At 72.9% G+C, this 24,800-nt stretch carries 19 protein-coding genes and 2 pseudogenes; 12 read left to right on the forward strand and 9 right to left on the reverse strand.

Going from position 1 to position 24,800, the window contains the following annotated elements; translation table 11 throughout:
- Window positions 1-7: 7 nt before the first annotated feature.
- The 4 genes and pseudogenes from ACIBW9_RS07715 to ACIBW9_RS07730 all read left to right on the forward strand — a co-directional run.
- Window positions 8-157, forward strand: a pseudogene (locus ACIBW9_RS07715) (MbtH family protein); the annotation flags it as partial.
- Between the two features lie 51 nt (window positions 158-208).
- On the forward strand, window positions 209-913 hold the full coding sequence (locus ACIBW9_RS07720) for a thioesterase II family protein (protein WP_398953928.1): 705 nt from the start codon (window positions 209-211) through the stop codon (window positions 911-913).
- A gap of 48 nt (window positions 914-961) precedes the next feature.
- Entirely contained in the window at window positions 962-1,786 is an 825-nt protein-coding gene (locus ACIBW9_RS07725; RefSeq protein ID WP_398952327.1) for an SDR family oxidoreductase, read from the forward strand.
- Between the two features lie 51 nt (window positions 1,787-1,837).
- Window positions 1,838-4,513: an amino acid adenylation domain-containing protein gene (locus ACIBW9_RS07730; protein WP_398952329.1), complete on the forward strand. Its 2,676-nt coding sequence runs from the start codon at window positions 1,838-1,840 to the stop codon at window positions 4,511-4,513.
- On the opposite strand, the gene ACIBW9_RS07735 is transcribed toward ACIBW9_RS07730, so the two are convergent.
- Complete coding sequence (locus tag ACIBW9_RS07735) at window positions 4,479-5,228, reverse strand: tryptophan 7-halogenase (RefSeq protein WP_398952331.1); 750 nt, start codon at window positions 5,226-5,228, stop codon at window positions 4,479-4,481. The two genes, ACIBW9_RS07730 and ACIBW9_RS07735, sit on opposite strands and share 35 nt — an antisense overlap.
- Window positions 5,229-5,250: 22 nt before the next feature.
- Here ACIBW9_RS07735 and ACIBW9_RS07740 point away from each other — a divergent pair, with 22 nt between their 5' ends.
- Window positions 5,251-6,414 (forward strand): exonuclease SbcCD subunit D, encoded by a 1,164-nt coding sequence (locus ACIBW9_RS07740; RefSeq protein ID WP_398952333.1) that lies wholly within the window; start codon window positions 5,251-5,253, stop codon window positions 6,412-6,414.
- Window positions 6,411-9,800 (forward strand): AAA family ATPase, encoded by a 3,390-nt coding sequence (locus tag ACIBW9_RS07745; protein ID WP_398952335.1) that lies wholly within the window; start codon window positions 6,411-6,413, stop codon window positions 9,798-9,800. The genes ACIBW9_RS07740 and ACIBW9_RS07745 overlap by 4 nt, the downstream gene beginning before the upstream one ends.
- On the opposite strand, the gene ACIBW9_RS07750 is transcribed toward ACIBW9_RS07745, so the two are convergent.
- Window positions 9,794-10,240, reverse strand: coding sequence for an Lrp/AsnC family transcriptional regulator (locus tag ACIBW9_RS07750; protein WP_398952337.1), 447 nt, complete (start codon window positions 10,238-10,240; stop codon window positions 9,794-9,796). The two genes, ACIBW9_RS07745 and ACIBW9_RS07750, sit on opposite strands and share 7 nt — an antisense overlap.
- 126 nt (window positions 10,241-10,366) lie before the next feature.
- Between ACIBW9_RS07750 and ACIBW9_RS07755 the strand changes: the two genes are divergently transcribed.
- The 3 genes from ACIBW9_RS07755 (at window position 10,367) to ACIBW9_RS07765 (ending at window position 12,364) form a co-directional block, all read left to right on the forward strand.
- The gene (locus ACIBW9_RS07755) at window positions 10,367-10,849 is read left to right on the forward strand and encodes a rhodanese-like domain-containing protein (protein ID WP_398952339.1); all 483 of its coding nucleotides are present in this window, start codon (window positions 10,367-10,369) and stop codon (window positions 10,847-10,849) included.
- A 71-nt stretch (window positions 10,850-10,920) separates the two neighbouring features.
- Window positions 10,921-11,439: an immunity 21 family protein gene (locus tag ACIBW9_RS07760; protein ID WP_398952340.1), complete on the forward strand. Its 519-nt coding sequence runs from the start codon at window positions 10,921-10,923 to the stop codon at window positions 11,437-11,439.
- Window positions 11,440-11,518: 79 nt separating this feature from the next.
- Window positions 11,519-12,364 carry an SDR family oxidoreductase gene (locus ACIBW9_RS07765; RefSeq protein ID WP_398952342.1) on the forward strand — a complete coding sequence of 282 codons (846 nt, stop codon included), beginning with the start codon at window positions 11,519-11,521 and terminating at the stop codon, window positions 12,362-12,364.
- A gap of 12 nt (window positions 12,365-12,376) precedes the next feature.
- Here the strand turns inward: ACIBW9_RS07765 and ACIBW9_RS07770 are convergent, their stop codons facing one another.
- From ACIBW9_RS07770 to ACIBW9_RS07785, 4 genes are all read right to left on the reverse strand, one after another.
- On the reverse strand, window positions 12,377-14,068 hold the full coding sequence (locus tag ACIBW9_RS07770) for a DUF885 domain-containing protein (RefSeq protein WP_398952344.1): 1,692 nt from the start codon (window positions 14,066-14,068) through the stop codon (window positions 12,377-12,379).
- A gap of 139 nt (window positions 14,069-14,207) precedes the next feature.
- The gene (locus ACIBW9_RS07775) at window positions 14,208-15,644 is read right to left on the reverse strand and encodes a GNAT family N-acetyltransferase (protein ID WP_398952346.1); all 1,437 of its coding nucleotides are present in this window, start codon (window positions 15,642-15,644) and stop codon (window positions 14,208-14,210) included.
- A gap of 173 nt (window positions 15,645-15,817) precedes the next feature.
- Complete coding sequence (locus ACIBW9_RS07780) at window positions 15,818-17,398, reverse strand: alkaline phosphatase D family protein (protein WP_398952348.1); 1,581 nt, start codon at window positions 17,396-17,398, stop codon at window positions 15,818-15,820.
- A gap of 172 nt (window positions 17,399-17,570) precedes the next feature.
- The gene (locus tag ACIBW9_RS07785; protein WP_398952350.1) at window positions 17,571-18,992 is read right to left on the reverse strand and encodes a PLP-dependent aminotransferase family protein; all 1,422 of its coding nucleotides are present in this window, start codon (window positions 18,990-18,992) and stop codon (window positions 17,571-17,573) included.
- A 47-nt stretch (window positions 18,993-19,039) separates the two neighbouring features.
- On the opposite strand from ACIBW9_RS07785, the pseudogene ACIBW9_RS07790 reads away from it, so the two are divergent.
- Window positions 19,040-19,828, forward strand: a pseudogene (locus ACIBW9_RS07790) (EamA family transporter); the annotation flags it as partial.
- A 63-nt stretch (window positions 19,829-19,891) separates the two neighbouring features.
- Here ACIBW9_RS07790 and ACIBW9_RS07795 read toward each other — a convergent pair.
- Together ACIBW9_RS07795 and ACIBW9_RS07800 are read right to left on the reverse strand one after the other, a co-directional pair.
- Window positions 19,892-20,752: an alpha/beta fold hydrolase gene (locus ACIBW9_RS07795; RefSeq protein WP_398952352.1), complete on the reverse strand. Its 861-nt coding sequence runs from the start codon at window positions 20,750-20,752 to the stop codon at window positions 19,892-19,894.
- A 110-nt stretch (window positions 20,753-20,862) separates the two neighbouring features.
- Window positions 20,863-21,516: an NADPH-dependent F420 reductase gene (locus ACIBW9_RS07800; RefSeq protein ID WP_398953930.1), complete on the reverse strand. Its 654-nt coding sequence runs from the start codon at window positions 21,514-21,516 to the stop codon at window positions 20,863-20,865.
- 111 nt (window positions 21,517-21,627) lie between these two features.
- Between ACIBW9_RS07800 and ACIBW9_RS07805 the strand changes: the two genes are divergently transcribed.
- Together ACIBW9_RS07805 and ACIBW9_RS07810 are read left to right on the forward strand one after the other, a co-directional pair.
- A complete protein-coding gene (locus tag ACIBW9_RS07805) occupies window positions 21,628-22,512 on the forward strand; it encodes an RNA polymerase sigma-70 factor (protein WP_398952354.1) in 885 nt (294 codons plus the stop codon).
- 190 nt (window positions 22,513-22,702) lie between these two features.
- Window positions 22,703-23,464 carry a GntR family transcriptional regulator gene (locus ACIBW9_RS07810; RefSeq protein WP_398952356.1) on the forward strand — a complete coding sequence of 254 codons (762 nt, stop codon included), beginning with the start codon at window positions 22,703-22,705 and terminating at the stop codon, window positions 23,462-23,464.
- A 70-nt stretch (window positions 23,465-23,534) separates the two neighbouring features.
- On the opposite strand, the gene ACIBW9_RS07815 is transcribed toward ACIBW9_RS07810, so the two are convergent.
- The gene (locus ACIBW9_RS07815) at window positions 23,535-24,692 is read right to left on the reverse strand and encodes an ROK family transcriptional regulator (RefSeq protein WP_398952357.1); all 1,158 of its coding nucleotides are present in this window, start codon (window positions 24,690-24,692) and stop codon (window positions 23,535-23,537) included.
- Window positions 24,693-24,800: the final 108 nt, after the last annotated feature.

The raw sequence follows: 24,800 nt of genomic DNA on the forward strand, positions 1-24,800 counted from the left end.
AACCGTCATGACCACCAACCCCTTCGACGACGACAGCATCGAGCACCTGGTCCTGGTGAACGACGAGGGCCAGCACTCCCTGTGGCCCGCCTTCGCCGAGGTCCCCGCCGGCTGGACCGTCGTCCATGGTCGTGCGAGCCGTCAGTCCTGCGTGGACTACGTCAACGAGCACTGGACCGACATGCGTCCCCACAGCCTGATCAAGGCAATGGGGGACGCGACCAAGCTGGTGTGCCTTCCGTATGCCGGAGCGGGCGCCTCGTTCTACCGCCCCTGGGCCGACCTGGCCGGGGACGCACTGGAGATCGTGCCGCTCCAACTGCCGGGCCGGGAAAGGCTGATCGACGAGGAGCCCTACCGGGACGTGCACAAGGCCGCCGACGCACTCCTTCCCCAGCTGCTGGAACGGCTCGGCAGCGGCGACCACAAGGTGGCACTGTTCGGGCACAGCCTCGGCGCCGTGCTCGCCTACGAACTCGCACACCGCCTGGTGACCGAGCCCGGCATCGAGCTCGTCCGAGTGTTCGTCAGCGGCTCGCCGCATCCCGGCCAGGGCCGTCAACAGCGGGCCACCGGCCTGTCCGACGACGATTTCCTCGCCCGCGTCGGCGAGTTCGCGGGCTACAGCCACCCCGCCCTCGACGACCCGGAGATGCGCGAGATGCTCCTGCCCACCCTGCGCGCCGACGTCGAGATGCACGAGACCTACGTACCGAGCACCTCCCTTCCGCTGGACGCGCCCCTCACGGTCATCCGCGGCGAGGACGACACACTGGTCACCCACGACGAGGCCGCGTCCTGGAACAAGGCGTCCGGCTGCGACTTCGAGCACGTGGAGGTCCCCGGCGGCCACATGTATCTGACCGAGTCGGCGCCCGCCCTGGTCCGCCTGATCGCCTCGAAACTGGCCTAGCCGCCCGCCTCACCCCCTCGCCCCTTCACGACCTCAAGGGAGTACCCGATGCGTCTGCACGGCAAGTCGGTCCTCGTCACCGGCGCCGCCCGCGGACTCGGCAGAGCGGCCGCGGTCGCCTGTGCGGCCGAGGGCGCCGACCTCACCCTGCTGGACATCTGTGCCGACCTACCGGGCGTGCCCTACCCGCTGGGCACCCCGGGGCAGTTGGAGCACACCGCCGCGTTGTGCCGCGAAGCCGGCGCCGCCGTCCTCACCGCGGTTGCCGACATCCGCGACACCCACGGCATAGGGCAGGCAGTGACCCGCGCCGAGGACCGGTTCGGCCGGATCGACGTCGCCATCAACAACGCGGGCATCGCCGCCCCCTCCGGCAAACCGGTGCACGAGATCGACGAGGACGAGTGGTCCCTGATGATCGACGTGGACCTCTCCGGCGCCTGGCGGGTGATCCGCGAGGTCGGCGGGGCGATGAGCGCCCGGCGCGCCGGCAGCATCGTCAACGTCGCCTCCACCGCCGGACTCGTCGGCTACCGCCATTTCGCCGGCTACGTCGCCGCCAAGCACGCCGTCGTCGGCCTCACCAAAGCCGCCGCGCTCGACTTCGCGCCGACGAAGGTGCGCGTGAACGCGGTCTGCCCGGGGTCCGTTCGCGACGACGCGTGGGCCGAGGGCAGGATGCTCGCCGAGATCGCCAGGGCCCTGGAGGTGCCCGTCCACGAGCATGAGAAGACCTTCGTCGAGGCACAGCCCATGAACGCGCTGATCGAACCCGAGGACGTCGCCGCCGCGATCGTCTTCCTCGCCTCGGACGAGTCCCGGCAGATCACCGGGTCGGTCCTGACCGTGGACGGCGGGTTCAGCATCCGCTGAGACCCCCGTCCCGGCCAACGGAAACCACGAGAACAACAAGGAGTACGGCCCGTGTCCGCGCTGCTGTCCGACCCCCTCCTCCACGCGACCCACTGCCATGCGCTGCGCGTCCGGCCCGGCCACTCACCGGACCCCGCCTCCCGACCGGGGCTGTGGATCGAGGACATCTCCGTACCAGCGACGGACCCCCTTGCAGAGCGCCGACGCGACACCGAACTCGCCCGGCCCGCCCGCGATCCGCGCACCGTCCTCCTGCGCTACGCCGACGGCCTCTGTGACCTGATCGTCGTCGCCCCGCGCGGGCGCTGGGACCGCACAGCCCTCAACCGGCTGGCAGCCGGGCATCCCGTGGCGCCGAACGACGCACCCCCGGCTCCCGAGACATCTCCCGCCGTGCCCGCGCCCGCCTGGGGGCTCGGCGACGACCGCCCCACCACCCCCCATGTCCTCGCCCTGGACCATGGCGGCGACGAGGCAAGCTGGCTCACGGCACTCGCCGTCACCCTGCGCCGCTACGATCCCGACTCCCCGCCGGTCATCGGCACCGACCGGGGCAGCTTCACCGTCGAACCGGCCGCCACGCTCGGCGAGTCGAAGCCCTCCTCCACGACCGGCCCTGCGCTGACAGGTCTGCTCTTCGACGCCACCGAACTGCCCGCAGAGGGCGAGACCGAGTACGTACCCTGCCTCGCGCCCCCGTTCCCGCTCACCGTCTCGATCCTCCGGGACTCGGGCGGTCTGCGGCTGCGCTGCGACCACCTGAGCAGTCACTTCTCCGCGGAGATCGCCGCCCAGTTCGTACGGCACCTCGTGCACGTACACCAGCAGGTCCTGCACCGCCCGCAGACCAAGCCGGACGACGTCGAGCTCCTCGACGAGGCGGAGTGTGCCCGCACGGCGGCGCTCGGCCGCCCGCCCCGCGCGCTGACCACCAGCCCGGTGAGCGTGCCCGCGGCGCTCGCCCGGATCGTGGCGGCGGCGCCGGACCGCATCGCCGTGACCGACGGCGACACCGGCCTGACCTACCGCGAACTCGACGAGCGGGCAGCCCGGTTGGCGTCCGGCCTGCGCGCACGCGGAGTGGGCGCAGGCGATCGGGTGGGCGTGTGTCTGGAACGTTCCGCCGAACTTGTCGTCACCCTGCTCGCCGTGCTGACGGCCGGCGCCACCTACGTGCCCGTCGACCCCGCCTACCCGGCGGAGCGGCTCGCGCACACGGCACGGGACGCGGGTCTGGGCGTGGTGATCACCCGGCTCCCTCAGTTCCCGGCCGTGGCGGACTGTGTGCAGGTGACCCCGGACGAACTGCTGCACGCGCCGGGCACCGGGTGGCCGTGGCCACAGGAGAACACGAGCCCGACGCCCCCCTCGCCCGACGACGCCGCCTACGTCATCTACACCTCAGGTTCCACCGGCCGTGCCAAGGGCGTCGTCGTACCGCACCGCAACGTGATCGCCCTGGTCGACGCGACCCGCGACGAGTACGGGCTCTCGGAGGCGGACGTGTGGACCTGGTTCCACTCCAGCGCCTTCGACTTCTCCGTGTGGGAGATCTGGGGCTGCCTGCTGACCGGTGGGCGGCTGGTCGTGGTGCCGTACTTCGTCTCCCGTGAACCGGACTTCTTCCGCGACCTGCTCGTCGCCGAGAAGGTCACCGTGCTCAGCCAGACCCCGTCGGCCTTCGCCCAGCTCCTCGACGTCGACCACACCGACGTGTCCGTCCGGCTCGTCGTCTTCGGCGGTGAGCCGCTGGACGCGCGGATGCTGCTGCCCTGGTTCGACCGGCACCCCGAGCGGTCCTGCCGGGTGGTGAACATGTTCGGCATCACGGAGACCACCGTCCATGTCACCGAGCAGACCCTCACCCGCAGACTGGCGCTCCTCGCCACCCGCTCCGTCGGGGCAGCCCTGCCCGGCTGGCACCTGTACGTGGTGGACCCGGCCGGACGGCTGCTGCCGCCGGGCGTGGCGGGCGAGATATGCGTCGGCGGTGCCGGCGTGGCGATCGGCTACCTGGGCCAGAAGGAGCTGACCGCACAGCGCTTCGTACCGGACCCGCGCACCGGCGGCACCATGTACCGCAGTGGCGACCTCGGACGGCTGCGCCCCGACGGGCGGCTCGAACACCTCGGGCGGATCGACAGCCAGGTGAAGATCCGCGGCTTCCGGATCGAGCTCGACGAGATCCGCTCCGTACTGCTGGAGGACCCCGACGTGCGCACCGCGGCCGTCCTGGTCCGCCGCGACGAGACGGCGGGCGCCGCCACGGCCAGGATCGACGCCTACGTGACCCTGACGCCCGGCGGCGACCCCGCCGGAGTACGCGAGCGGGCCGCCGGAATCCTGCCCGAGTACATGCTCCCCGCCACCGTCACCGCGCTGGACGCACTCCCGCTGACGGCCAACGGCAAACTCGATGCGGCCCAGCTCCCCGCACCCGCCGCCGCACGCCCGCCGAAGCGTGACACGGCTCCGGAGGCACCCGCCGTCGACGACCTCACCGCAAGCCTGACGGAGATCTGGAGCGACGTGCTGGGCATGCCCGTGGGCCCGGACGACGACTTCTTCGAGCTCGGCGGCAACTCCCTGTTCGCCGTCCGTATCGGTGCCGCCCTGCGCGCCCGCGGCCTGCCGTCGCTGCGGCTGCGGGAGCTGTACCGTCACCCGACGGTCCGGGGGACGGTGGCGAGCCTCAGGGCCGTGGCCGATCAGGATCCACCCAGGTGAGCCCGTCCTCCGAAGCCACCAGCCCGTCCGGCCGCACCGGTCTCTCCTCCTCCAACGGCCCGCCGAACACGCCTCGTTCCTGCAGAACCGCACCCTCCTGGAACACCTCGCGGATGGTGGCGGACTCGAAGAGCGGGTTGCGCAGGCCGTCGGCGTCGGGCAGCCGGCCCACCGCCGTGCCGAGTTCCGAGGAGGCCGTCGTCAGCCGGGCTTCCGCCTGCCCGAGCCCGCCGAAGCCGGCGTCGCCGGAGGCCAGACCGCCCACCAGTTCCACGAACGCCTCCAGTTCCGTCGCGCCCACGTTGGTGACCTTGCGGGCCTTCCAGAAGTAGGAACGCTCGTCCTGGTGCATGTCGTAGAAGGAGACCAGGAACTCGTAGAACAGGCGGTACTCGTGCCGGTAGCGGGCCTCGAACTCGTCGAACAGACGCCCCTCGTCCAACGTCCCGCCGAGGCCCGCGTTGATGGAGCGGGCCGCGAGCAGGGCACCGTACGTGGCGAGGTGCACGCCGGAGGAGAGCACCGGGTCGACGAAGCACGCCGCGTCCCCGGCCAGTACCGTGCCGGGCCGCCACAGCCGGGACTTCCGCCACCGTTCCCTTCCGCCGCCCGGCTCGCGGTACCGGACTGGTGGGCGGCATGCGTTAGCGTGGCGGGTGTCAACGGCGAGCCCCGTGCTGGTTCGTGCTGGTTTTTGAGGTGCAGTGGGGGGCAAACGTGCAGGTCAGAGCGATTTCATGAAATTGCTGCACACTTCCGACTGGCATCTGGGCCGGGCGTTCCATCGCGTGAACATGCTCGGGGCCCAGGCCGAGTTCATCGGTCACCTCGTCACGACCGTGCGTGAGCGCGGTGTGGACGCGGTGGTCGTGTCGGGGGACGTGTACGACAGGGCGGTGCCGCCACTGGCCGCGGTCGAGTTGTACGACGACGCGCTGCACCGCCTCGCCGACCTCGGTGTGCCCACGGTGATGATCTCCGGGAACCACGACTCGGCCCGCCGCCTCGGTGTCGGCGCCGGTCTCATCGGGCGGGCCGGCATCCATCTGCGGACCGAGCCGTCGGCGTGCGGAACACCGGTGGTGCTGTCCGACGCCCACGGGGACGTGGCCTTCTACGGGCTGCCGTATCTCGAACCGGCCCTGGTCAAGGACGAGTTCGGCGTGGAGAAAGCGGGACACGAGGCGGTGCTCGCCGCCGCCATGGAACGGGTCCGCGCCGATCTCGCCACACGCGCGCGGGGCACCCGCTCCGTCGTCCTCGCGCACGCCTTCGTCGCCGGCGGCGAGATCAGCGACAGCGAGCGGGACATCACGGTCGGCGGGGTCGCCGCCGTGCCCGCCGGGGTCTTCGACGGTGTGGACTACGCGGCACTCGGCCATCTGCACGGCTGCCAGACGATCACCGAGCGGGTGCGCTACTCCGGCTCCCCGCTGCCGTACTCCTTCTCGGAGAGCGGCCATCGCAAGACCATGTGGCTCGTCGACCTCGACGCCGACGGCTCCGTCACCGCCGAGCGCGTCGACTGCCCCGTGCCGCGCGCCCTGGCCAGGATCCGGGGCACCCTGGAGGAACTGCTCGCCGATCCCGGGCTCGCCCGGCACGAGGAGGCGTGGGTCGAGGCCACCCTCACCGACCCGGTCCGCCCGGCCGATCCCATGGCCCGGCTCACCGAGCGCTTCCCGAACACCCTGAGCCTCGTCTTCGACCCCGAGCGGGCACCGGACGACCCGGACGTGTCGTACGCCAGCCGGCTCGCGGGCCGCAGCGACCAGGAGATCGCCGAGGACTTCGTCGCCCATGTGCGGGGCGCCGGACCCGACGAGCGCGAACAGGCCGTGCTGCGGGACGCGTTCGACGCGGTGCGTGCCGACGAGGCCGTGCGGGAGGTGGCGCGATGAGGCTGCACCGGCTGGACATCACGGCGTTCGGGCCGTTCGGCGGCTCCCAGAGCGTCGACTTCGACGAGTTGTCGGCCGCCGGGCTCTTCCTGCTGCACGGGCCGACGGGAGCGGGCAAGACGTCCGTCCTGGACGCGGTCTGCTACGCGCTGTACGGCTCCGTGCCCGGCGCCCGCCAGAGCAGTCAGGGCCTGGCCCTGCGCAGCGACCACGCGGCATCCGGTACGCGCACCGGGGTGACCCTCGAACTGACCGTGGCCGGACGCCGGTTGGAGGTCAGCCGGCAGCCGCCCTGGGAGCGCTCCAAGAAGCGCGGCTCGGGCACGACCCTGGAGAAGGCCCAGAGCTCGCTGCGCGAGTACGACGCGACGGCCGGTGCCTGGAAGGACCTCAGCCGCTCGCACCAGGAGATCGGCGAGGAGATCACCCAGCTGCTCGGCATGAGCCGCGAGCAGTTCTGCCAGGTCGTGCTGTTGCCCCAGGGCGACTTCGCGCGGTTCCTGCGCGCCGACGCCGAGGCGCGCGGCAAGCTGCTGGGCCGCCTCTTCGACACCCACCGCTTCGCCGAGGTCGAGAAGCGGCTGGCGGAGCGCCGTCGCGCGGCCGAGGCGCAGGTGCGCGAGGGGGACGCCGCACTGCTGGCCGACGCACACCGCATGCAGCAGGCGGCGGACGGCGCGATGGAACTGCCTCAACTGGAGCCGGGGGAGCCGGGGTTGGCGGAAGCCGTCCTCAGCGCCGCGGCCGTCGCCCGCAGCACCGCGCGGGAACAGCTGACCATCGCCCACTGCCGCCTCAGGGCCGTGGAGTCGGCGCAGGCGGCCGCCGAGCGCGCTCTGAGCGACGTACGCGAAGTGGCCCGGCTGCAGCAGCGGTTCGCCGAGGCGCGCGAGCGGGCCGCACGGCTGGAGGAGCGGTCCGCCGCCCACAGGGAGGCACAGGCACGCATGGAGCGGGCCCGCAAGGCCGAGGCGGTGGCGCCCGCACTGGAACTCCGGGAGGCCGCGGAGGCGGAACACCGACGCGCCGCACAGGCGGAGGCACGCGCCCGTGCACTGCTGCGGGATGCTCTCGCTGCGGGGCAGGTGGATTTCCGGACGGGCACCTCCGACGCGGGTGCGGCGGGGAGCGCGTGGCCGCGAGATGCCCTTGGCGAGGGCGACGCGACGGGGCTCGCGGGGTGGCAGGACGCCGACCGCGACACTGGCGCGGGGAGCCGCGCGACCAGCCAGGACAAGCCCGCACCCGGCGAGGGGTCCGGTTCTGCGTTGCCGCGGGATGCTGACACCGGGGCCGGTGCGACCGGACTCGCAGGGGACGCCACCCCACGCGCGGAGTCGCCCGGTGCTCTCCCCGACGACCGCGACACTGGCGCGGGGAGCCGTGCGACCAGCCAGGACAAGCCCGCACCCGGCGAGGGGTCCGGTTCTGCGCTGCCGCGGGACGCGGTCCTCGACCCGCCCGGTGCTCTCGCCGACGCCGGTGCCGCCGGGCTGGCCGCCGCCGCCCGCCGGAGCGCCGAAGAGCTCGGCGGACTGGAGTCCGCCCGGCGCGCCGAACAGCGACTGGCCGAACTCGTCGCGGAGCGTGCCGGTCTGGACCGGCAGGAGCGCGCCGACGAGGACGTGCTGCAGGAGGCCGAGGCCTGGCTCGCGGACTGGGAGGCGACCCGCGCAGGCCTTCAGGCCCGTATCGAGTCCGCGCAGGAGGCCGCCACCAGGGCCGAGCAGCTCGGTGTGCAGCGCGAGCCCGCACAGCGCAGGCTCGGCGCGGCCCGCCAGCGCGACCAGCTCGCCCGCGACACGGACGAGGCCCACGCGCGCGTGCTCGCCGCCCGCGAGCGCGCCGCCGAGGCCCGCGCCCACTGGCTCGACCTCAAGGAACAGCGCCTGAACGGCATCGCGGCCGAGCTGGCCGCGAGCCTCACCGACGGCGAGCCGTGCGCCGTCTGCGGAGCCACCGAGCACCCCGCCCCCGCGCGCAAGGTCGCCGGGCACGTCGACCGCGAGGCCGAGGAGCGTGCCCTCGCCGCGTACCAGCGCGCCGACGAGCAGCGTGCCGAGGACGAGCGGCGCCTCGGCGTCGTCCGAGAGGCGCTGGCCGCCGCGACGGCCGAGGCGGGCGACACGCCCACGGTCCGCCTCGCCGAAGAGGTCGAGGAGCTGGAGCGGTTGTACGCGCAGGTGCGCGGTGCCGCCTGCGACCTGCACCCGGCGAGCGAGCAGCTGCGGCGGGCCGAGCAGGAGCACGAGCGGCGGACCGCGGTCCGGCAGGAGGCCGCGGTCCGAGCCGCCTCGCGGGTGGGCCACCGCGAGCGGCTCGATCGCGAACGAAGTGACCTGGAAGGGGAGTTGGCGCAGGCGCGCGGCACGGCTCAGAGCGTGGCCGCGCGGGCGGCGCAGCTGGAGCGGCAGGTCGCGCTGCTCACCGAGTGCGCCGAGACCGCGCGGGTGGCCGAGGACACCGCCCAGCGGCTCAAGGACGCCGACGCCCGGCTCGCCGACGCCGCTTTCCGCGCCGGTTTCGACACCCCGCAGGCCGCGGCCGCCGCACTGCTGGACGATGCCGCCCACCGCGAGCTGCAACGCCGTCTGGACGCCTGGCAGTCCGAGGAGGCCGCCGTGCGCGCCGTTCTCGCCGAGGCGGACACCGCGGCCGCAGCCCAGCAGCCGGTCGCCGACCTCGCCTCGGCGGAACGGGCCGCCGCCGTCGCGGCTCAGCGGCTGCGGGACGCCGCCTCCGCACGGGACGCGGCCGCCCGTCGCTGTACCGAACTCGACCGGCTCTCCGCCCGGTCCGCCGCGGGGGTACGGCGACTCGCACCGCTCCGGGAGGAGCACGAGCGGGTGGCCCGCCTGGCCTCCCTCGCCGCCGGCACCTCCGCGGACAACGAGCGGAAGATGCGCCTGGAGTCGTATGTGCTGGCGGCGCGCCTGGAGCAGGTGGCCGCCGCCGCGACCGTGCGGCTGCAGCGCATGTCCTCCGGCCGCTACACCCTCGTGCACTCCGACGACCGGACCGGACGCGGTCGCAGCGGTCTCGGACTACATGTCGTCGACGCATGGACCGGACGCGAGCGGGACACGGCGACGCTGTCGGGCGGCGAGACGTTCTTCGCCTCCCTGGCGCTCGCCCTCGGCCTCGCGGACGTCGTCACCGACGAGGCCGGCGGAGTCCGCCTGGACACGCTCTTCATCGACGAGGGCTTCGGCAGCCTCGACGACCAGACCCTCGACGAGGTCCTCGACGTCCTCGACTCGCTGCGCGAGCGCGACCGCAGCGTCGGCATCGTCAGCCATGTCGCCGACCTGAGACGCCGTGTCCACGCACAACTGGAGGTCGTCAAGGGGAGATCGGGTTCGGCGGTCCGCCAGCGAGGTCAGTGACCGAGGGGCCGTCGGGGCAGCGGGGACGAGTAGACGACGCTCGTGGTCACCGAGCCGAGCGCGCCGATCTTGCCCGACACCTCCTCCAGATGACGCATCGAGCGGGCGGCGACCTTGATGACGAAGCAGTCGTCGCCCGTCACATGGTGGGCCTCGAGGATCTCGGGCGTCACGGCGACCAGGTCGTGAAAAGGCTTGTAGTTGCCGTTCGGATAGCGCAGCCGTACGAACGCGAGGATCGGCAGCCCCAGCCGCTCGGGGTCCACCACGGCCGCGTACCCCCGAATGACGCCCGCCTCCTCGAGGCGGCGCACCCGTTCGGTGACCGCGCTCGGCGACATGGAGACGGCGCGTGCCAGCTCGGCGAAGCTGGCCCGGCCCTCGCGCTGGAGGACGTCGAGAATGCGCCAGTCGGTGGCGTCCGGGGAAATCGCGGTCATGACGCAGAAATAGCAGGGGAATCCACGGCCGGGCAAGGTGTGGGCCGGTGAATGCCCCTTCTGGGAGATCATCCGCGCCCGTAGATTTCTGGCACAGCGACAACCTCGGAGAAAGCAGGCCAGACCATGAGCAGCACCGCGACCGCCGTCAACCCTGTCCTGCGCGTGGCCCCGGCGGCCCCGGCCCAGGCCGCCGCCTACTTCCGCGCGAGCCTCGTCTTCCACGCCGATGTGTCGGACGTCGCCGCCGCCCTCGCCTCCGACGGCCACCCCGGGTTCGTCGTCCTGGACTCCCGTTCCACCGAGTCCTGGGACCAGGGCCACCTCCCCGGCGCGGTCCACCTGCCGACCGCGCTCATCCCCGAGCAGGCCGAACAGCTCCTTGACAAGGCGGTTCCGGTGGTCACGTACTGCTGGGGCCCCGGCTGCAACGGCGCCACCCGCGCCGCGCTGGCCCTCGCCGAACTCGGCTACCAGGTCAAGGAGATGCTCGGCGGCTTCGAGTACTGGGCGCGCGAGGGCTTCGAGTACGAGACCTGGCAGGGCCGCGAGCGGCGCCCCGCCGACCCGCTGACGGCGCCGGCGGACGCGGAGGACTGCGGCTGCTGAACCGGACCGTGTACGGGGAGGGACGGGGGACGGCGGATTCATCGGTTCCGCGGCCGTGTACGGTTCGCGCCATGGTGCGATACGCGGAACCCGGTGCGCTGGAATGGGTCGAGTCGGGCGGCGGGCCGCTCATTGCGGTGCCGGAGACGGTGCTGCCGTTCTGGTCGGGCGCCGACGGCGAGGAGAACGCCTCCGACTACGACCGGGCCTGCGAGGTCGACGGATTCGTCGGGCTGCTCCCGGTCGGTGACTCGGCCGCCCTGGTCCTGGGCGACGAACCCGCCTCCACCACCTTCCTGCCCGAGCACGCCACCTTCGTACGGTGGTGGGCGGCGAACTCCGAGGCCGAACTCCTGGCCCAGGTCCCCGCGGCCCTCGCCACGGCGCACTGGGGACACGAGGTGCGCTGGGAAGTGCCCGGCACGGTCGTGCTGTTCGACTCGGCATGGCCCGGATCCGAAACGGAGCGGACCGACTGCCTGCGGGTCGTGCTGGAACCGGGGCGGTACGCCGTGCGCGCGGCCCATGTCCAGCCGGGACCGGAGACCTGGCTGGGCCTCGTCCAACTGCGGCGCATCGAGCAGGAATAGCCGAGCCCGAACGGGCACCGACGGTCGAGCGCGGATAATCGCGTGCGCCGGGTCGAGGCGTTGCCCATCATGGTCGTCCATGCCCCGACTGCCGCACCCCGCCCCTGAAGACCTGCGTCGTGAGCCGCTGCCGCTGCGCGGCCGTACCGCTCTGGTGACCGGGGCCGGCAGACGTGCCGGCATCGGACATGCCGTGGCCCGGCGGCTCGCCGCGTACGGAGCGAGCGTCTATCTGCACCACCACGTCCCGCACGACACCGCCATGCCCTGGGGCGCCGACCGCATCGAGGACGTGGTCGCCTCCGTGCGCACGGCACTCGGCGATCCCGCGGCCCGGATCGTCGAGGGACCCGGCGACCTCGCCGACCCGGCCGCGCCCGCCGCACTCATCGCCACGGCCGCCTCCGCGCTGGGCGGACGGCTCGACATCCTCGTCGCCAACCACGCCCTCAGCGGCAGCGACGGCACCCTCGACACCATCGACGCCGCGATGCTGGACGCGCACTGGGCGGTCGACACCCGCTCGGTACTGCTCCTCGTCCAGGCCTACGCCCGGCACCGCGCCGCACTGCCGCCCCGCACCCCGGGCGGACGCGTCGTGATGATGACCTCCGGCCAGGACATCGCGGGCGGCATGCCCGGCGAGATCGCCTACGCCCTCCAGAAGGGCGCCCTCGCCTCAATCACCCGCTCCCTGTCGACGACGCTCGCCGAGCAGGCGATCACGGTGAACACCGTCAACCCCGGTCCGGTGGACACGGACTACGCGACCGGTGAGACGTATGAGGCGATCGCCTCCCGCTTCCCGTCCGGGCGTTGGGGGATGCCCGACGATCCCGCCCGCCTCATCGCGTGGCTCGCCACGGACGAGGCGGACTGGATCACCGGCCAGGTGATCGACTCGGAGGGCGGCTTCCGCCGCTGAGCCGCCGAGCCGTCAGAGCTGGGCGAGCTCGTCCACCAGGTCGTCCAGGCCGAGCGAGCCCTGCGAGAGCGCCGCCATGTGCCAGGCCTTGAGGTCGAACGCGTCGCCGTGCCGCTCACGCGCCTTCGCCCGGCCCTGCAGCCAGGCCCGCTCGCCGAGCTTGTAGCCGATGGCCTGGCCGGGGATGGTCAGGTAGCGGGTCAGCTCGCTCTCCACGAAGTCCGCCGGCCGGCTGCTGTGGGCGCCGAAGAACTCCTGGGCCAGCTCGGGGGTCCAGCGTTCGCCGGGGTGGAACGGGGAGTCCGCGGGGATCTCCAGCTCCAGGTGCATGCCGATGTCGACGATGACCCGGGCCGCCCGCATCATCTGCGCGTCGAGGTAGCCGAGCCGCTGCTCCGCGTCCGTGAGGTAGCCGAGCTCGTCCATCAGCCGCTCCGCGTACAGCGCCCAGCCCTCGACGTTGGCGCTGACCCCGCCGATGGTGGCCTGGTAGCGGGAGAGGTCCGCGGCGACGTGCGCCCACTGCGCGAGCTGCAGGTGATGACCGGGGACGCCCTCGTGGTACCAGGTCGAGACGAGGTCGTAGACCGGGAAGCGGGTCTGCCCCATCGTCGGCAGCCAGGTGCGGCCCGGGCGGGAGAAGTCCTCCGTGGGCGGTGTGTAGTACGGGGCTGCCGCGCCGCCGGGCGGGGCGATGCAGGACTCCACCTTCCGTACCCGCTCGGCGAGTTCGAAGTGCGTGCCGTCCAGTTCGTCGATCGCCTGGTCCATCAGGCCCTGCAGCCAGTCGCGGACCTCGTCGACCCCGTCGATGTGCTTGCCGTGCTCGTCGAGGTGCGCGAGCGCCACCCAGGGCGTCTCGGCGCCGGGCAGGATCTTCTCCGCCTCCTGCTTCATCTCGCCGAGCAACCGGTGGAACTCGGCCCAGCCGTACGCGTACGCCTCGTCCAGGTCGAGGTCCGTGCCGTTGAAGTAGCGCGTCCAGCGCCCGTAGCGCTCCCGGCCCACCGTGTTCGGCGCGCTCTCGATCGCCGGCGCGTACACGTCGCGCATCCAGTCGCGCAGCTCCACGACGGCCGCGGTCGCCTTGCGGGCCGCCTCGTCCAGCTCCGCGCGCAGTGACTCGGGGCCCGCCGAGACGAAGTCCTCGAACCAGCCGCGGCCCTTGCCGTCCGTGTCCGACCATTCGGTGAGCTGCCCGACGAACGTGGCCGTCGGACGCGGAGACGCGTACAGCTTGCGCTCCAGACCGAGGGAGAGGGACTCGCGGTAACCGGCGTACGCGGCCGGCACGGCACGCAGCCGCTCGGCGATCGCCGCCCAGTCCTCCTCGGACTGGTTCGGCGTCACGGTGAACACCTCGCGCACCGAGTGCGCGGGCGTCGCCATGTTCCCGACGCGGCGCAGCCCCTCCTCGGCCTCGTGCACAGCCAGTTCGGCATTCAGCCGCTCACGCAGCAGCCGGCCGCAGCGCCGCTCGATGTCACTGTCCGCGCCGGGCTGCCGCTCGGCCTCGTCGAGCCGCGCCAGGGTCCGCCGTGCCAGTTCCGCGAGGGCCTCCTGGCCCGCGGGCGAGAGGTCGGGCAGCCTGCTCGAACTCTCCTTCACACCGAGGTACGTTCCGGTCACCGGGTCGAGGGCGATGAGCTCGTCGACGTATGCGTCGGCGACCTCGCGGGGCAACGGTTTCGTGGTCTGTGACATGCGGTCCATCCTCATACGAGGGGCCGCCGCACGTCATCCGGATTGAGCCGAGGGCGTAGGACGCGCTCCGAGACAACCTTCGTACGCGAGACGGCCCGGCGTCTCCGCCGGGCCGTCCCTGGATGTCCTGTGCCGGGAGCTAGTCCCGTGCGAGCCGCTCGCCGACCTGCTCCTGCGCCACCTCGTACGGCAGCCGCGAACCGTCCCGGCCCGTCTGCAGGCGGGCCGTGATGACCAGGGTGCCCTCCTCGATCTGGTAGTCGAGGGGGAGCCCGAGGCCCCGCATCGCCGCGACCATGCCGGTGTTGGAGGCCTGGGTCACGGCGTAGACGCTCTCGCAGCCCGCCTCGGACGCCATCGCCACCAGCCGCTCCAGCAGTTCACCGCCGACGCCGCGGCGCTGCCACTTGTCCTCGATGAGCAGCGCGACCTCGGTCTCGTCCCCGTCCCACAGCAGATGGCCGAGGCCGACGAGGCGTCCCGACGCGGTCTGCACCGCGAGGGTGCGGCCGAAGCGCGGGCTGAGCAGGTGGCTCAGATAGCGGTCCGCGTCGCCGACCGGCCCGTGGTAGCGCATGCCGAGCGTCCGCGCCGAGCACCGCTCGTGCATCGCCTTCGCGGCCTCCAGGTCACGTGCGTCGGCCCGCCGTACGGTGATCTCGTTGCCCTCGGGCAGCGTCAGCACGTGCTCGCTGTGCGGCACCCGCGGACCGAGCCGGGCGTCCAGCTCCACCAGCGCCCGCGCCCGGGCGAACTCGGTCGGGGTGAACGGCAGATACGGCCGCTCCACGGTGATCACTCCGCCCTCCGGCGCCCGCAGCCGCATCACGGTGTCCTCCAGCGCACCCTCCACGGGCACCGCTCCAGGACCCCGGCCGCCGCCGACCGGCGTGGCGGGCAGCTGGCGGATGGTGCACCGACCCAGCAACTGCCTGAGTGCGAGCGGCAGTTCGGCCGCGTCCAGGGCGGTGCGGGCGGCCAGGCCCAGGACCCGGGTGGGGGCGTCCACCAGATCGTGGGCGTCGGCCCGCTCGATCCACGTGTCGGCGCCCCCGGCCAGCGAGACCACCTTGGTGAGCTCGAAGGCCATGAGCCCGCCGGGGGCCCGCAGCAGGAACTCGTCCACCGTGCCCTCGGCCAGCGGATGCGTCTGCAGGCTCAGGATGTCGACCTGCCGCCCGGCCAGCGCCGTGCACAGCGCGGCCAGCGACCCCGGTTCGTCCTTCACCGTCGTCCGCATCCGCCACAGCGCGCTCTGCCCGGGCTCGGTCTCCGGCGTCGTCGACGGCTCGTCGGACGGCCCGGCCTGCTGCCCCTGCGGCAGCGACCGGGCGTCGGTATCGCCGGCCGGAGGTGCATGACCGTGGCGGCGTGTCCACCAGGTGTGGAAGGTCGCCGTGGCGGCCAGGGCGATCGCCGAGATCACCAGCAGCGCCGGACCGTCGGGCCCGTGCCCGACCAGGTTCGCCACGCCCTCGGCCACGGCGACGGACGTGAACAGGGCGGCGAGTTCGACGACGTCGCGCCGCCAGTGGTGCACGGGACGGCCGTGCCTGGCACGGGTCACATCAGACATTTCTCGACTCATGCAACCACTGTGAAGGAAAGGTGTTGCGTGATCACGAACGCTTTGTGACTGATGGGTAAAGTGTCGTTATGTCCCATTAGTGGCTACGAACACGCGTACGGAGTGGCACCGCGCACCGGGGGATGACGCCGGTGCGCGGCCCACGGGAAAGCGTACGGGAGTTACTGGCCGACCCGGCCCGGCTGCAGCACCTGCGTGAAGAGCACGGTGCCGTCGTACTCGCGCAGCCGCACCGTCAACTCGCCGCTGTCCCCGTCGATGTCGACCTCGCCGAAGAACTGGTAGCCCTGGGCCGGCGAGACGTTCGCGGTCGTCGGCGCCTTGACGAACACCCGGTCGGGACCGAAGGTGCCGTCGAGTGCGTTGGCCGGGAAGGCGCCGGCGTTGAGCGGGCCGGACACGAACTCCCAGAACGGCTCGAAGTCCTTGAACGCCGCCCGTGACGGGTCGTAGTGCTGCGCGGAGGTGTGGTGCACGTCCGCCGTCAGCCACACGGTGCCGGTGATCCGCCGGTGCTTGATGAACCGCAGCAGTTCGGCGATCTGCAGCTCACGGCCCAGCGGGGCGCCCGGGTCGCCCTGCGCGACCGCCTCGAAGTTCGGCTTGCCCTCGACCGGGTCGGGCACGACAAGGCCGAGCGGCATGTCGTTGGCGATCACCTTCCACACCGCGCGGGACCTGGCGAGTTCCCGCTTGAGCCACTCCAACTGCTCGCGGCCGAGGATGCCCACCGGGTCCGTGGCCCGGTCGTCCGGCGAGTTGGCGTTGCGGTAGGTGCGCATGTCCAGCACGAACACGTCCAGCAGCGGGCCGTGGCTGACCTTGCGGTAGATCCGCCCGTCCGGGCGTCCGCTGATCGTCGAGATCGGGAAGTACTCGGAGAACGCCCGCCGGGAGCGCAGCGCCAGGTCGTCGAGCCGGGTGCCGGCCGGGTACGGCGTGCCCGTGCCGATGACCTCGCCCGGGTACCAGTTGTTGCGGACCTCGTGGTCGTCCCACTGGATGATGTTCGGCACCTGGGCGTTGAACCGGCGCAGCGCCCGGTCGAGCAGGTTGTAGCGGAAGTTGCCCCGGTAGTCGTCCAGGGTGGTCGCGACGTGCGATTTCTCCTCCGTGGTGATGTTCCGGTACAGGGTGCCGTCGGGCAGCGCCTGCGTCGCGGAGATGACCCCGTCGGCGTAGATGTTGTCGCCGCTGCACAGGAAGAAGTCCGGGTCCACCTTCGCCATCGCGTCGAAGATGCGGTAGCCGCCGATCGACTCGTTGATGCCCCAGCCCTGTCCGGCCAGGTCGCCGGACCACACGAACTTCACGCCCTGGCGGCGCTTCGCCGGGGCGGTACGGAACGTGCCGGTCACCGGCTCGCCGGTGCGGCGCGGATCGTCCGGGTCGGCCAGCAGCACGCGGTAGTGGATCTGCTCGCCGGACGGTAGCCCGTGCAGCCGGGTGGTGCCGGTGAAGTCCGAGTCGGCGCCGAGCAGCGGACCGTGCCATCTGTGCGGGTTGCGGAAGGACTCGGTCGCGGACGTCTCGACGATCATCCTGGCCGGCCGGTCGGAACGCACCCACACCAGGCCCGACCCGCAGGTCACGTCGCCCGCCTGCACCCCCCAGTTCGCGCTGGGCCGGCCGGAGAGGGCGAACGCCGGTGCCGCGCCGAGCGTGCTGGGCAGGGTCAGGGCCGCCGACGCGGCGAGGGAGCCGCGCAGGACGCTGCGACGGCCAGGGAGCGAAAGGGACATAGGGGGCCTCCAGGACGGGATCCGGCCAGTGTGCGGTGCCACAACTACTCGTGCGCCGCAGCGCACACGCAAACCACGGGTGAACAACTGGCCACTGGGGCAAGGGAACCGGTGTGCGGTATCAGTGACCCCGTCGCCGCAAGGGTGGGGCCATCTGCCGGTCAGCCGGTGGTCATACGGCGGTGGCCCGGGCCATCAGCCGTATGCCGTCCCGGATTCGCGCGGGTGGCTGATGCGCGTACCCCAGAACCAGTTGTACGTCCCCGGTCTCGACGGGCCCGTGCGTGTAGTCCGCCAGCCCGCGTACGGCCACTCCGGCCGCCGTCACCCGAGCGAGGAACCGCTCCAGGGGTCCGTACCGTTCCGGCAGCCGGGCGATGACGTGCAGTCCCGCCGCGATCCCGGCGACCTGTGCGCCCGGGAAGTGCTCCTGCAGCGCGGCCACGAGCGCATCACGCCGTTCGCGGTACGCCCGCTGGCAACGGCGCAGTTGGCGGTCGTAGTCGCCGCGCTCCACGAAGCGGGCGAACAGCGCCTGGTCGAGGGTGGGGTGGCCGAGGTCCATCGTGCGCTTGCGCTCGACGACCTCCTCGGCCAACGCCTCGGGCACCAGCAGCCAGCCCAGCCGCAGGCCCGGGGCGAGTGACTTGCTGACCGAGCCCGTGTAGGCCACGTGTTCCGGGTCCAGCCCCTGCAGCGCCCCCACGGGGGCACGGTCGTATCGGAAGTCGCCGTCGTAGTCGTCCTCCAGGACGAGTCCGTCCACGGACCGCGCCCAGTCGAGCAGTTCGGTGCGGCGGCGCGCGGAGTAGGCGATCCCGGTGGGGAACTGATGGGAGGGCGTCGTCACGACGGCCCGCACGCCCGACGCCCGCAGCGCTCCGACGTCGATCCCCTCCCCGTCCAGGGGCACGGGCACGGTGGTGACACCGGCCGAGGCGTACAGCGCGTCGTGCTCAGGGCTGCCGGGATCCTCGACGCCGACCGTGCGCAACCCGCGCGCGTGGAGCACGAATCCGAGCAGCGTCGTCGCCTGGGCCACCCCGGAGAGGACCACGATCCGCTCCGGATCCGCGACCACACCCCGGCGGCGCGCCAGCAGCTCCGCCAGGGCCGTACGCAGCCGGGGCAGTCCGCGCGGGTCGGGGTAGCCGAGGTCCTGGTGGGGCAGTTCGGCCAGGACGGCGCGCTGCGCCGCGGCCCAGGCGGCGCGCGGGAACAGCGACAGATCCGGTGTGCCGGGCACGAAGTCGGCGCGCGCACCGGGGGAGCGCGGGGCGAGGTCACGCGCTCGGGGCGGCGCGGAGCGCACCGCGCCTCCCACCCAGGTGCCCGCGCCCCGCCCGCTGCGCAGATAGCCCTCCGCCGTCAACTGCTCGTACGCCTCGGTGATCAGCCCTCGCGACACCCCGAGATCGGCGGCGAGATCCCGGCTCGACGGCAGCCGGGTCCCCGGTGCGAGCCTCCCCGTGCGCACCGCCTCACGCAGCGCCGCCTGCAGCGAACGTCCACGCGTGCGTGCGGGCGCGGAGGCGGCCGGCAGGAGCAGCTCCCAGGCGGGAGTGCCGGCCCGATTGGTCTCCGATGGCGTCATGGGAATGGACCTTAAACCGGACCGCGGCGCTGCCTAGCGTCGCTGCCATGAACGCCACCACCGCCCGTGGAGCCCTCCTCGCCGCCCTCGCCTGTGCCCTGGTCGGCGGGTCCTTCACCGCGAACAGCGTCCTTGGCCACTACCCGTACGCGGGCGGCCAGTTCCTGCGCTACGGCCTCGCCTGTCTGCTGCTGCTCCCGCTGACCGGGGCGGGAGCGTCGGCGCGGCTGCGGCTGCTCGCGCCCCGCCAGTGGGCCCGCCTCGCCCTGCTCGCCGCCGTCGGGATGGTCGGCTTCAACCTGGCCGTCATCGCGGCCGAGCGCTCCGCGGAACCGGCGGTGCCCGGCGTCCTCGTGGGCTGCGCTCCCGTGGTGGTGGCCGTCGTCGTCCCGCTCCTGGACGGTCGCCGTCCCCAACGCCGGGTCCTGCACGGGGCGTTGCTGGTCGCCTGCGGTGCCCTCATGGTTCAGGGGTGGGGGCGTACGGACGGCACGGGGATCGCCTTCTCGGCCTGCGCGCTGGTCGGCGAGGTCGGTTTCGCCGTACTCGCCGTGCCCGTTCTGCGGCCCCTGGGCCCCCGGCTGCTGTCCGCCACGGTGTGCGGTCTGGCGGCGGTCGAGTCCGCGGCGGCCGGACTGCTCGCGGACGGTACGGCGTGGCTGCGGCGCCCCGACGCCGGCGAGACCGCCGCGCTGCTGTGGCAGGCGGCGGTCGTCACCGTCGTCGGCTTCGTCTGCTGGTACAAGGGCATGCAGCGGCTCGGCGCCGAGCGCGCCACGCTGTTCTCCGGCCTCATCCCGGTCGCCGCCGCCTGCACGGCCCCGCTTGTCGGAACGGGCTCGTACGGGGCCGCCCAGGCCGTCGGCAGTGCGCTGGTCGGCGCCGGGGTCGCCCTTGGATCAGGCGCGTTGAGCCTGAGGCGTGCCGGGTCGGCGGCTGCCGTCGAGGATGACGCGGGCGACCAGCGCCGGGTCGTCGTTCATGGGGCAGTGCCCGCAGCCGGGCAGCCGCACCAGCCGGGCCCGGGGGACGATCTGCTTGGCGCGCACCCCCTGACGGCGTACGAGCAGCATGTCCCTGGTGCCCCAGGCCACGGTGACCGGGACGGTGGGGATGTCGTCGGTGAACCGCACGGTGCCGCCGGCCCGTAGGGTCGCGTCGAAGCCCGTCGCCTGCGCCAGGGCCAGCGTCTCGGCGACCACGGCCTCGGGTGAGCGGCGGCCCGGGCGGGCGTAGATGGTGCTCGTCAGCATGGTGCGGCCGGCCGCCGAGCGGGACAGCCGCTCCACCAGGGGCAGCGGCAGCCGCCGGGAGATGTGCCGCATGGCGAGCAGCACGCCGAAGGCGTAGCGCCGCTCGGCCTCGGACCAGAAGCCGGCCGGGGAAAGAGCGGTCACGGACCGCGCGAGCTGCCCGCGGCCGAGCTCCAGGGCGAGCAGACCGCCGAGCGAGTTGCCCGCCACATGCGGACGGTCGAGTTCCAGCGCCTCGCAGAACGCGCCGAAGACGGCCGTGGTCGTGGGCAGGTCGTAGGCGAGCCCGTCCGGCAGGGCCGGGGAGGCGCCGAAGCCGGGCAGATCCACCGCGATCACATCGCGCTCGGTCGCCAGGATGTCCACCACCGGGTCCCAGGCCTGCCGGTGGTGACCGATGCCGTGCAGCAGGAGCAGAGGTTCGCCGCTGCCCACGCGCGCGTAGGAGACGGTCACGGGCTGCGGGCCCCCTGGAGAGGGGACCTTGAAGGAGACGGTGGCGGACATGGGGGTGCTCCTCGTCTGGGCTCGCCGGCGGACGCCGTGTAGACAGCTTGTCAGCAATTGCTACCGACGGGTAGCCCCCGGTGGTGGCCGATCACCGGGCCGCACCGCTTTCAATGACCCCTGCGCACCTCCAGGTTGAACTCCGCATGCCCGAGATGCCGGAAGAGATCGAGCCACAGCGGCAGCAGCATCTCCACGCTGCGGGCCGACCGGATGCCGCCCAGGTCGAGCACCCGGTGCGGCGGCCACCCGAACTCCCCGAGCATGCCCCGGACCTGCTCCTTGGCCTCCGCGTCCTCACCGCACACGAACACCTGGTGCTCGCCCGGCACCAGCGCGGGATCCACCATCACCTTGCAGTTGACCGTGTTGAGCGTCTTCACCACGCGCGCGTGCGGGAAGGCGCGCTGGATCTGCTCGCCCACGCTGTCCGACTCCACGGGAGACAGTCGCACCTCGCCGTCCTCGAAGGCCAGCGGGTTGGAGACGTCGACGAGGACCTTCCCGTCCAGATGCGCCGCCCCGGCCGCCTCCAGCGCGGCGAGCGCCACCCGCCCGCCGACGGCGACCACCACCACCTCGGCGGACGAGGCCGCCTCCGCGAAGGTGCCGGCCCGCGCCCCGGCGCCCGCGCTCCCCGCCCACTCCAGGGCCGCGGGATTGTCCTTCGTGCGCGAGCCCAGCGTCACCTCGTGGCCCAGCTGTGCCAGCCTGCCGCCGAGCGTGCGGCCCACGTCACCCGTGCCCAGAACCGCGTACCGCATCGCCACCTCCGCACATCCGCCGCCGACCGCCGGCGGCCCGCTGGTCATTCTGCTCCCGGGACACGCGGATTTCTCCTGGACATGTCCGGATGCGTCGCATGGGATGGGACGGTGACCACCGACACCGAGACCGACGTCTTCGAAGAGCACCGCCCCGTCCTGCTGGGGGTCGCCTACCGCATGCTGGGGCGGGTGGCCGACGCGGAGGACGTGGTCCAGGAGGCCTGGCTGCGCTGGTCCGGCGCCGACCGCAGCGAGGTGCGCGAACCGCGCGGCTACCTGGTGCGCATCACCACCCGCCTCGCCGTCGACCGGCTGCGCCAGATCAAGGCGCGGGGCGAGACATACGTCGGCCCGTGGCTGCCCGAGCCCTATGTGACCGACTTCGGGGACACCGTCCCGGACACCGCCGAGCGGGCCGTGCTCGCCGACTCCGTCTCGCTGGCCGTCCTCGTGGTCCTGGAGTCGCTGTCGCCGCTGGAGCGGGCGGTGTTCGTGCTCCGCGAGGCGTTCGGCTACCCGTACGCCGACATCGCCGTGATGCTCGACCGTGGTGAGGCGGCGGTCCGCCAGCTCGCCGGGCGGGCCCGCAAGCATGTGGAGGAGCGGCGGCCGCGCTACGAGGTCGACCCCGCCCGGCGGCGTGAGCTGACCGAACGGTTCCTCGCCGCCGCCGCTGAGGGGGACCTGGAAGGTCTCATGGCACTGCTGGCGCCCGACGTGCGACTGGTGGGCGACAGCGGCGGCAAGTCCAGGGCGCCGCTGCGGGTCCTTCAGAGCGCCGACAAGGTGGGCCGCTTCCTCGTCGGGGCCGCCCGGAAGGGCGTGCCGGACCAGTCCTTCAGGTTCATGGAACTCAACGGCGGCCTCGCGGTCGTCGTGCTGTCCGCGGGCAAGCCGGACAGCGTCTTCCAGGTGGACGTCTTCGAGGGGCGCATCCAGTCGCTCTACATCATCCGCAACCCGGACAAGCTGCTCTCGCTGCCCTCCGCGTAGGCGACGAGGACGGTCGCGTACGAACACCGTGTGAACCCTGCGCGACGAGGCCCCTGTGTCCCGCCCATGGGATCCAGGATTGGTCTTGACCAAGGGTTTGGGCCGCCCTATGGTCGCAGATAAGTGCAACAACCTTTAATAAACAAGGGCGCTAAAACGCCGCCGGACCACGGCGATTGCGGAGGACAGGGTGGGGACCACGCAGTTGGAATCGGTGCCGGAACCGAAGTACTGGCATCTCAAGACCGTGCTCAGTGAGGCATTGGACTCCGAGTTCTCCGTGGGCGAGATCCTGCCCAACGAACGCGACCTGGCGGCCCGCTTCGGCGTCGCGCGCGCCACGCTTCGGCAGGCCCTGGAGCAGCTCGAACTGGAAGGCAGGCTGCAGCGCCGCCGCGGCGTCGGGACGACTGTCGCCCCGCCGCGCGTGGGCGTCGCGGTCGGCACCGAGCAGCACGCCTGGCCGGGGGCCTCCGAGGACGTCTGGCAGGCCGTCGACTGCACAGCCGCGGCCCCGCCCGCGGCGGTCGCCGCCGCACTGGGGACGGGCCCGGAGGAGACCGTCTACACGGTGCGCCGCTCGCGCGTCTCCCACGGCCAGCCCGTGGCCGCGGAGTTGCTGTACGTCCCGGCGTCCTCGGTGCCGGACCTCTCGGCCATAGACGCGCCGTCCGGACCGGCACGCGCGCGTGCCGTGCTGCGCGAACTGCAGCGCCTCGAGCTGGAGGGCCGCGAGAGCGCCGTCGAGCTCGGTTCCGCACGCGCGGACGACGCCAAGGAGCTGGACCGCCTCCCTGGGGCGCCCGTCCTCGTGGTCACCACCCGGTTCCTCGCCGACGGCCGCACCGCGGCGCTCTCCGTCGCCACCTACCGTGCGGACACCTGCCGGCTGACCTTCGGTGACTCGGGCGGCGTGGAGATCCACCAGGGGCCCGAGCGCCAGGCCTCCTGAGCCCCGTCCTCTGCGGACCTGCCGTGCCCCGGAACCGCTCCGGGGCACAGCACGTTGCGGCGCCGCCCGCTCAGCGCCGCGCCGTCGCCGTGCCCTCGACCGCGAACAGCTGCTCCTCCACGTGGTCCAGGGCGAGCCGCAGCGCCCCCGTCGCCACCGCCGCCTCGCCCAGCAGCGACAGGGCCACCTTCGGCGGGCGCAGACAGTAGCGGGCCAACTCCCGGCGCAGGGGCGCAAGGACGCCGTCCAGACCGGCCGCCCAGCCGCCGATGACGACGAGTTCCGGGTCGAGCGCGAGGACCAGGGCGGCCACGTCGTGCACGAGCCGCTGGATGAAGCGGTCGACGGCCGCGCGGGCCCGCTGGTCGCCCTCGCGGGCCTGTGCGAAGACCTCGGCGACGGCCTGTTCGTCGAGCGGGTGCAGCGGCTCGTCCGTGGTGGACAGCAGCGTCTCGGGCGTCACCTCGCGGCCCAGCAGATGCAGTGCGCCGATCTCGCCGGCCGCCCCGCCGTACCCCCGGTGCAGCTGCCCGCCGATCAGCGAACCGGCGCCAGGGCTCAGCCCTGCCAGCACGAACACCACGTCGTCCGACTCGGTGGCCGCGCCCTTCCAGTGCTCGGCGACGGCCGCGGCATTGGCGTCGTTCTCGACCAGCACCGGGCACTTGAACGACCTGCTCAGCCGTTCGCCGAGGCGCAACCCCGTCCACTCGGGCAGCGCCGCGCACAGCCGCACCGTGCCGTCGGCCTCGACGATGCCGGGTGTGGCGACCCCCACGGCGCGCAGCGAGCCGCGCGCGACCCCGGCCCGGCGCAGCAGTTCGGCCACCGCGGTGCGCAGCCGCTCCAGGCGCTCGTCCGCCGGGGCCGTCTCGTCGACGTCCTTGGCGACCGAGCCGAGCACCCGGCCGTCCAGATCGGCGAGGAGCGCGGCGACCCGGTGGGAGCCGATGTCCAGGCCCAGCAGATGCCCCGCCTCCGCCCGGAACCGGAAGCGCCGCGCCGGCCGCCCCTGGCGTCGCACCAGGCTCTCGTCGGCCGCCTTCTCGACGACGTAACCCGCCTCGATGAGGCCCTCGACGACGCCCTCGACGGTCGGCCGGGACAGCCCGGTCACCCGGGTGATCTCCGTCAGTGTCGCCGCGTCCGTGGCACGCAGCGCGTGCAGGACCACCGCGGAGTTGATCCTTCGCAGCAGCGAGGGATCCCCGCCGGTCAGCCGCCCCAACGTCCCGTCCTCCCAGCTCGTGCGCGTGTTGGCCGGATCGTACCGGGTCGCTCCGCCGGGTTGGGCCGCTTGGCAGTGCCGCGGTGGGCTGTCTTTCGTCTGCGGCGC

The organism is Streptomyces sp. NPDC049541, assembly GCF_044465725.1.
Taxonomy (GTDB): Bacteria; Actinomycetota; Actinomycetes; order Streptomycetales; family Streptomycetaceae; genus Streptomyces.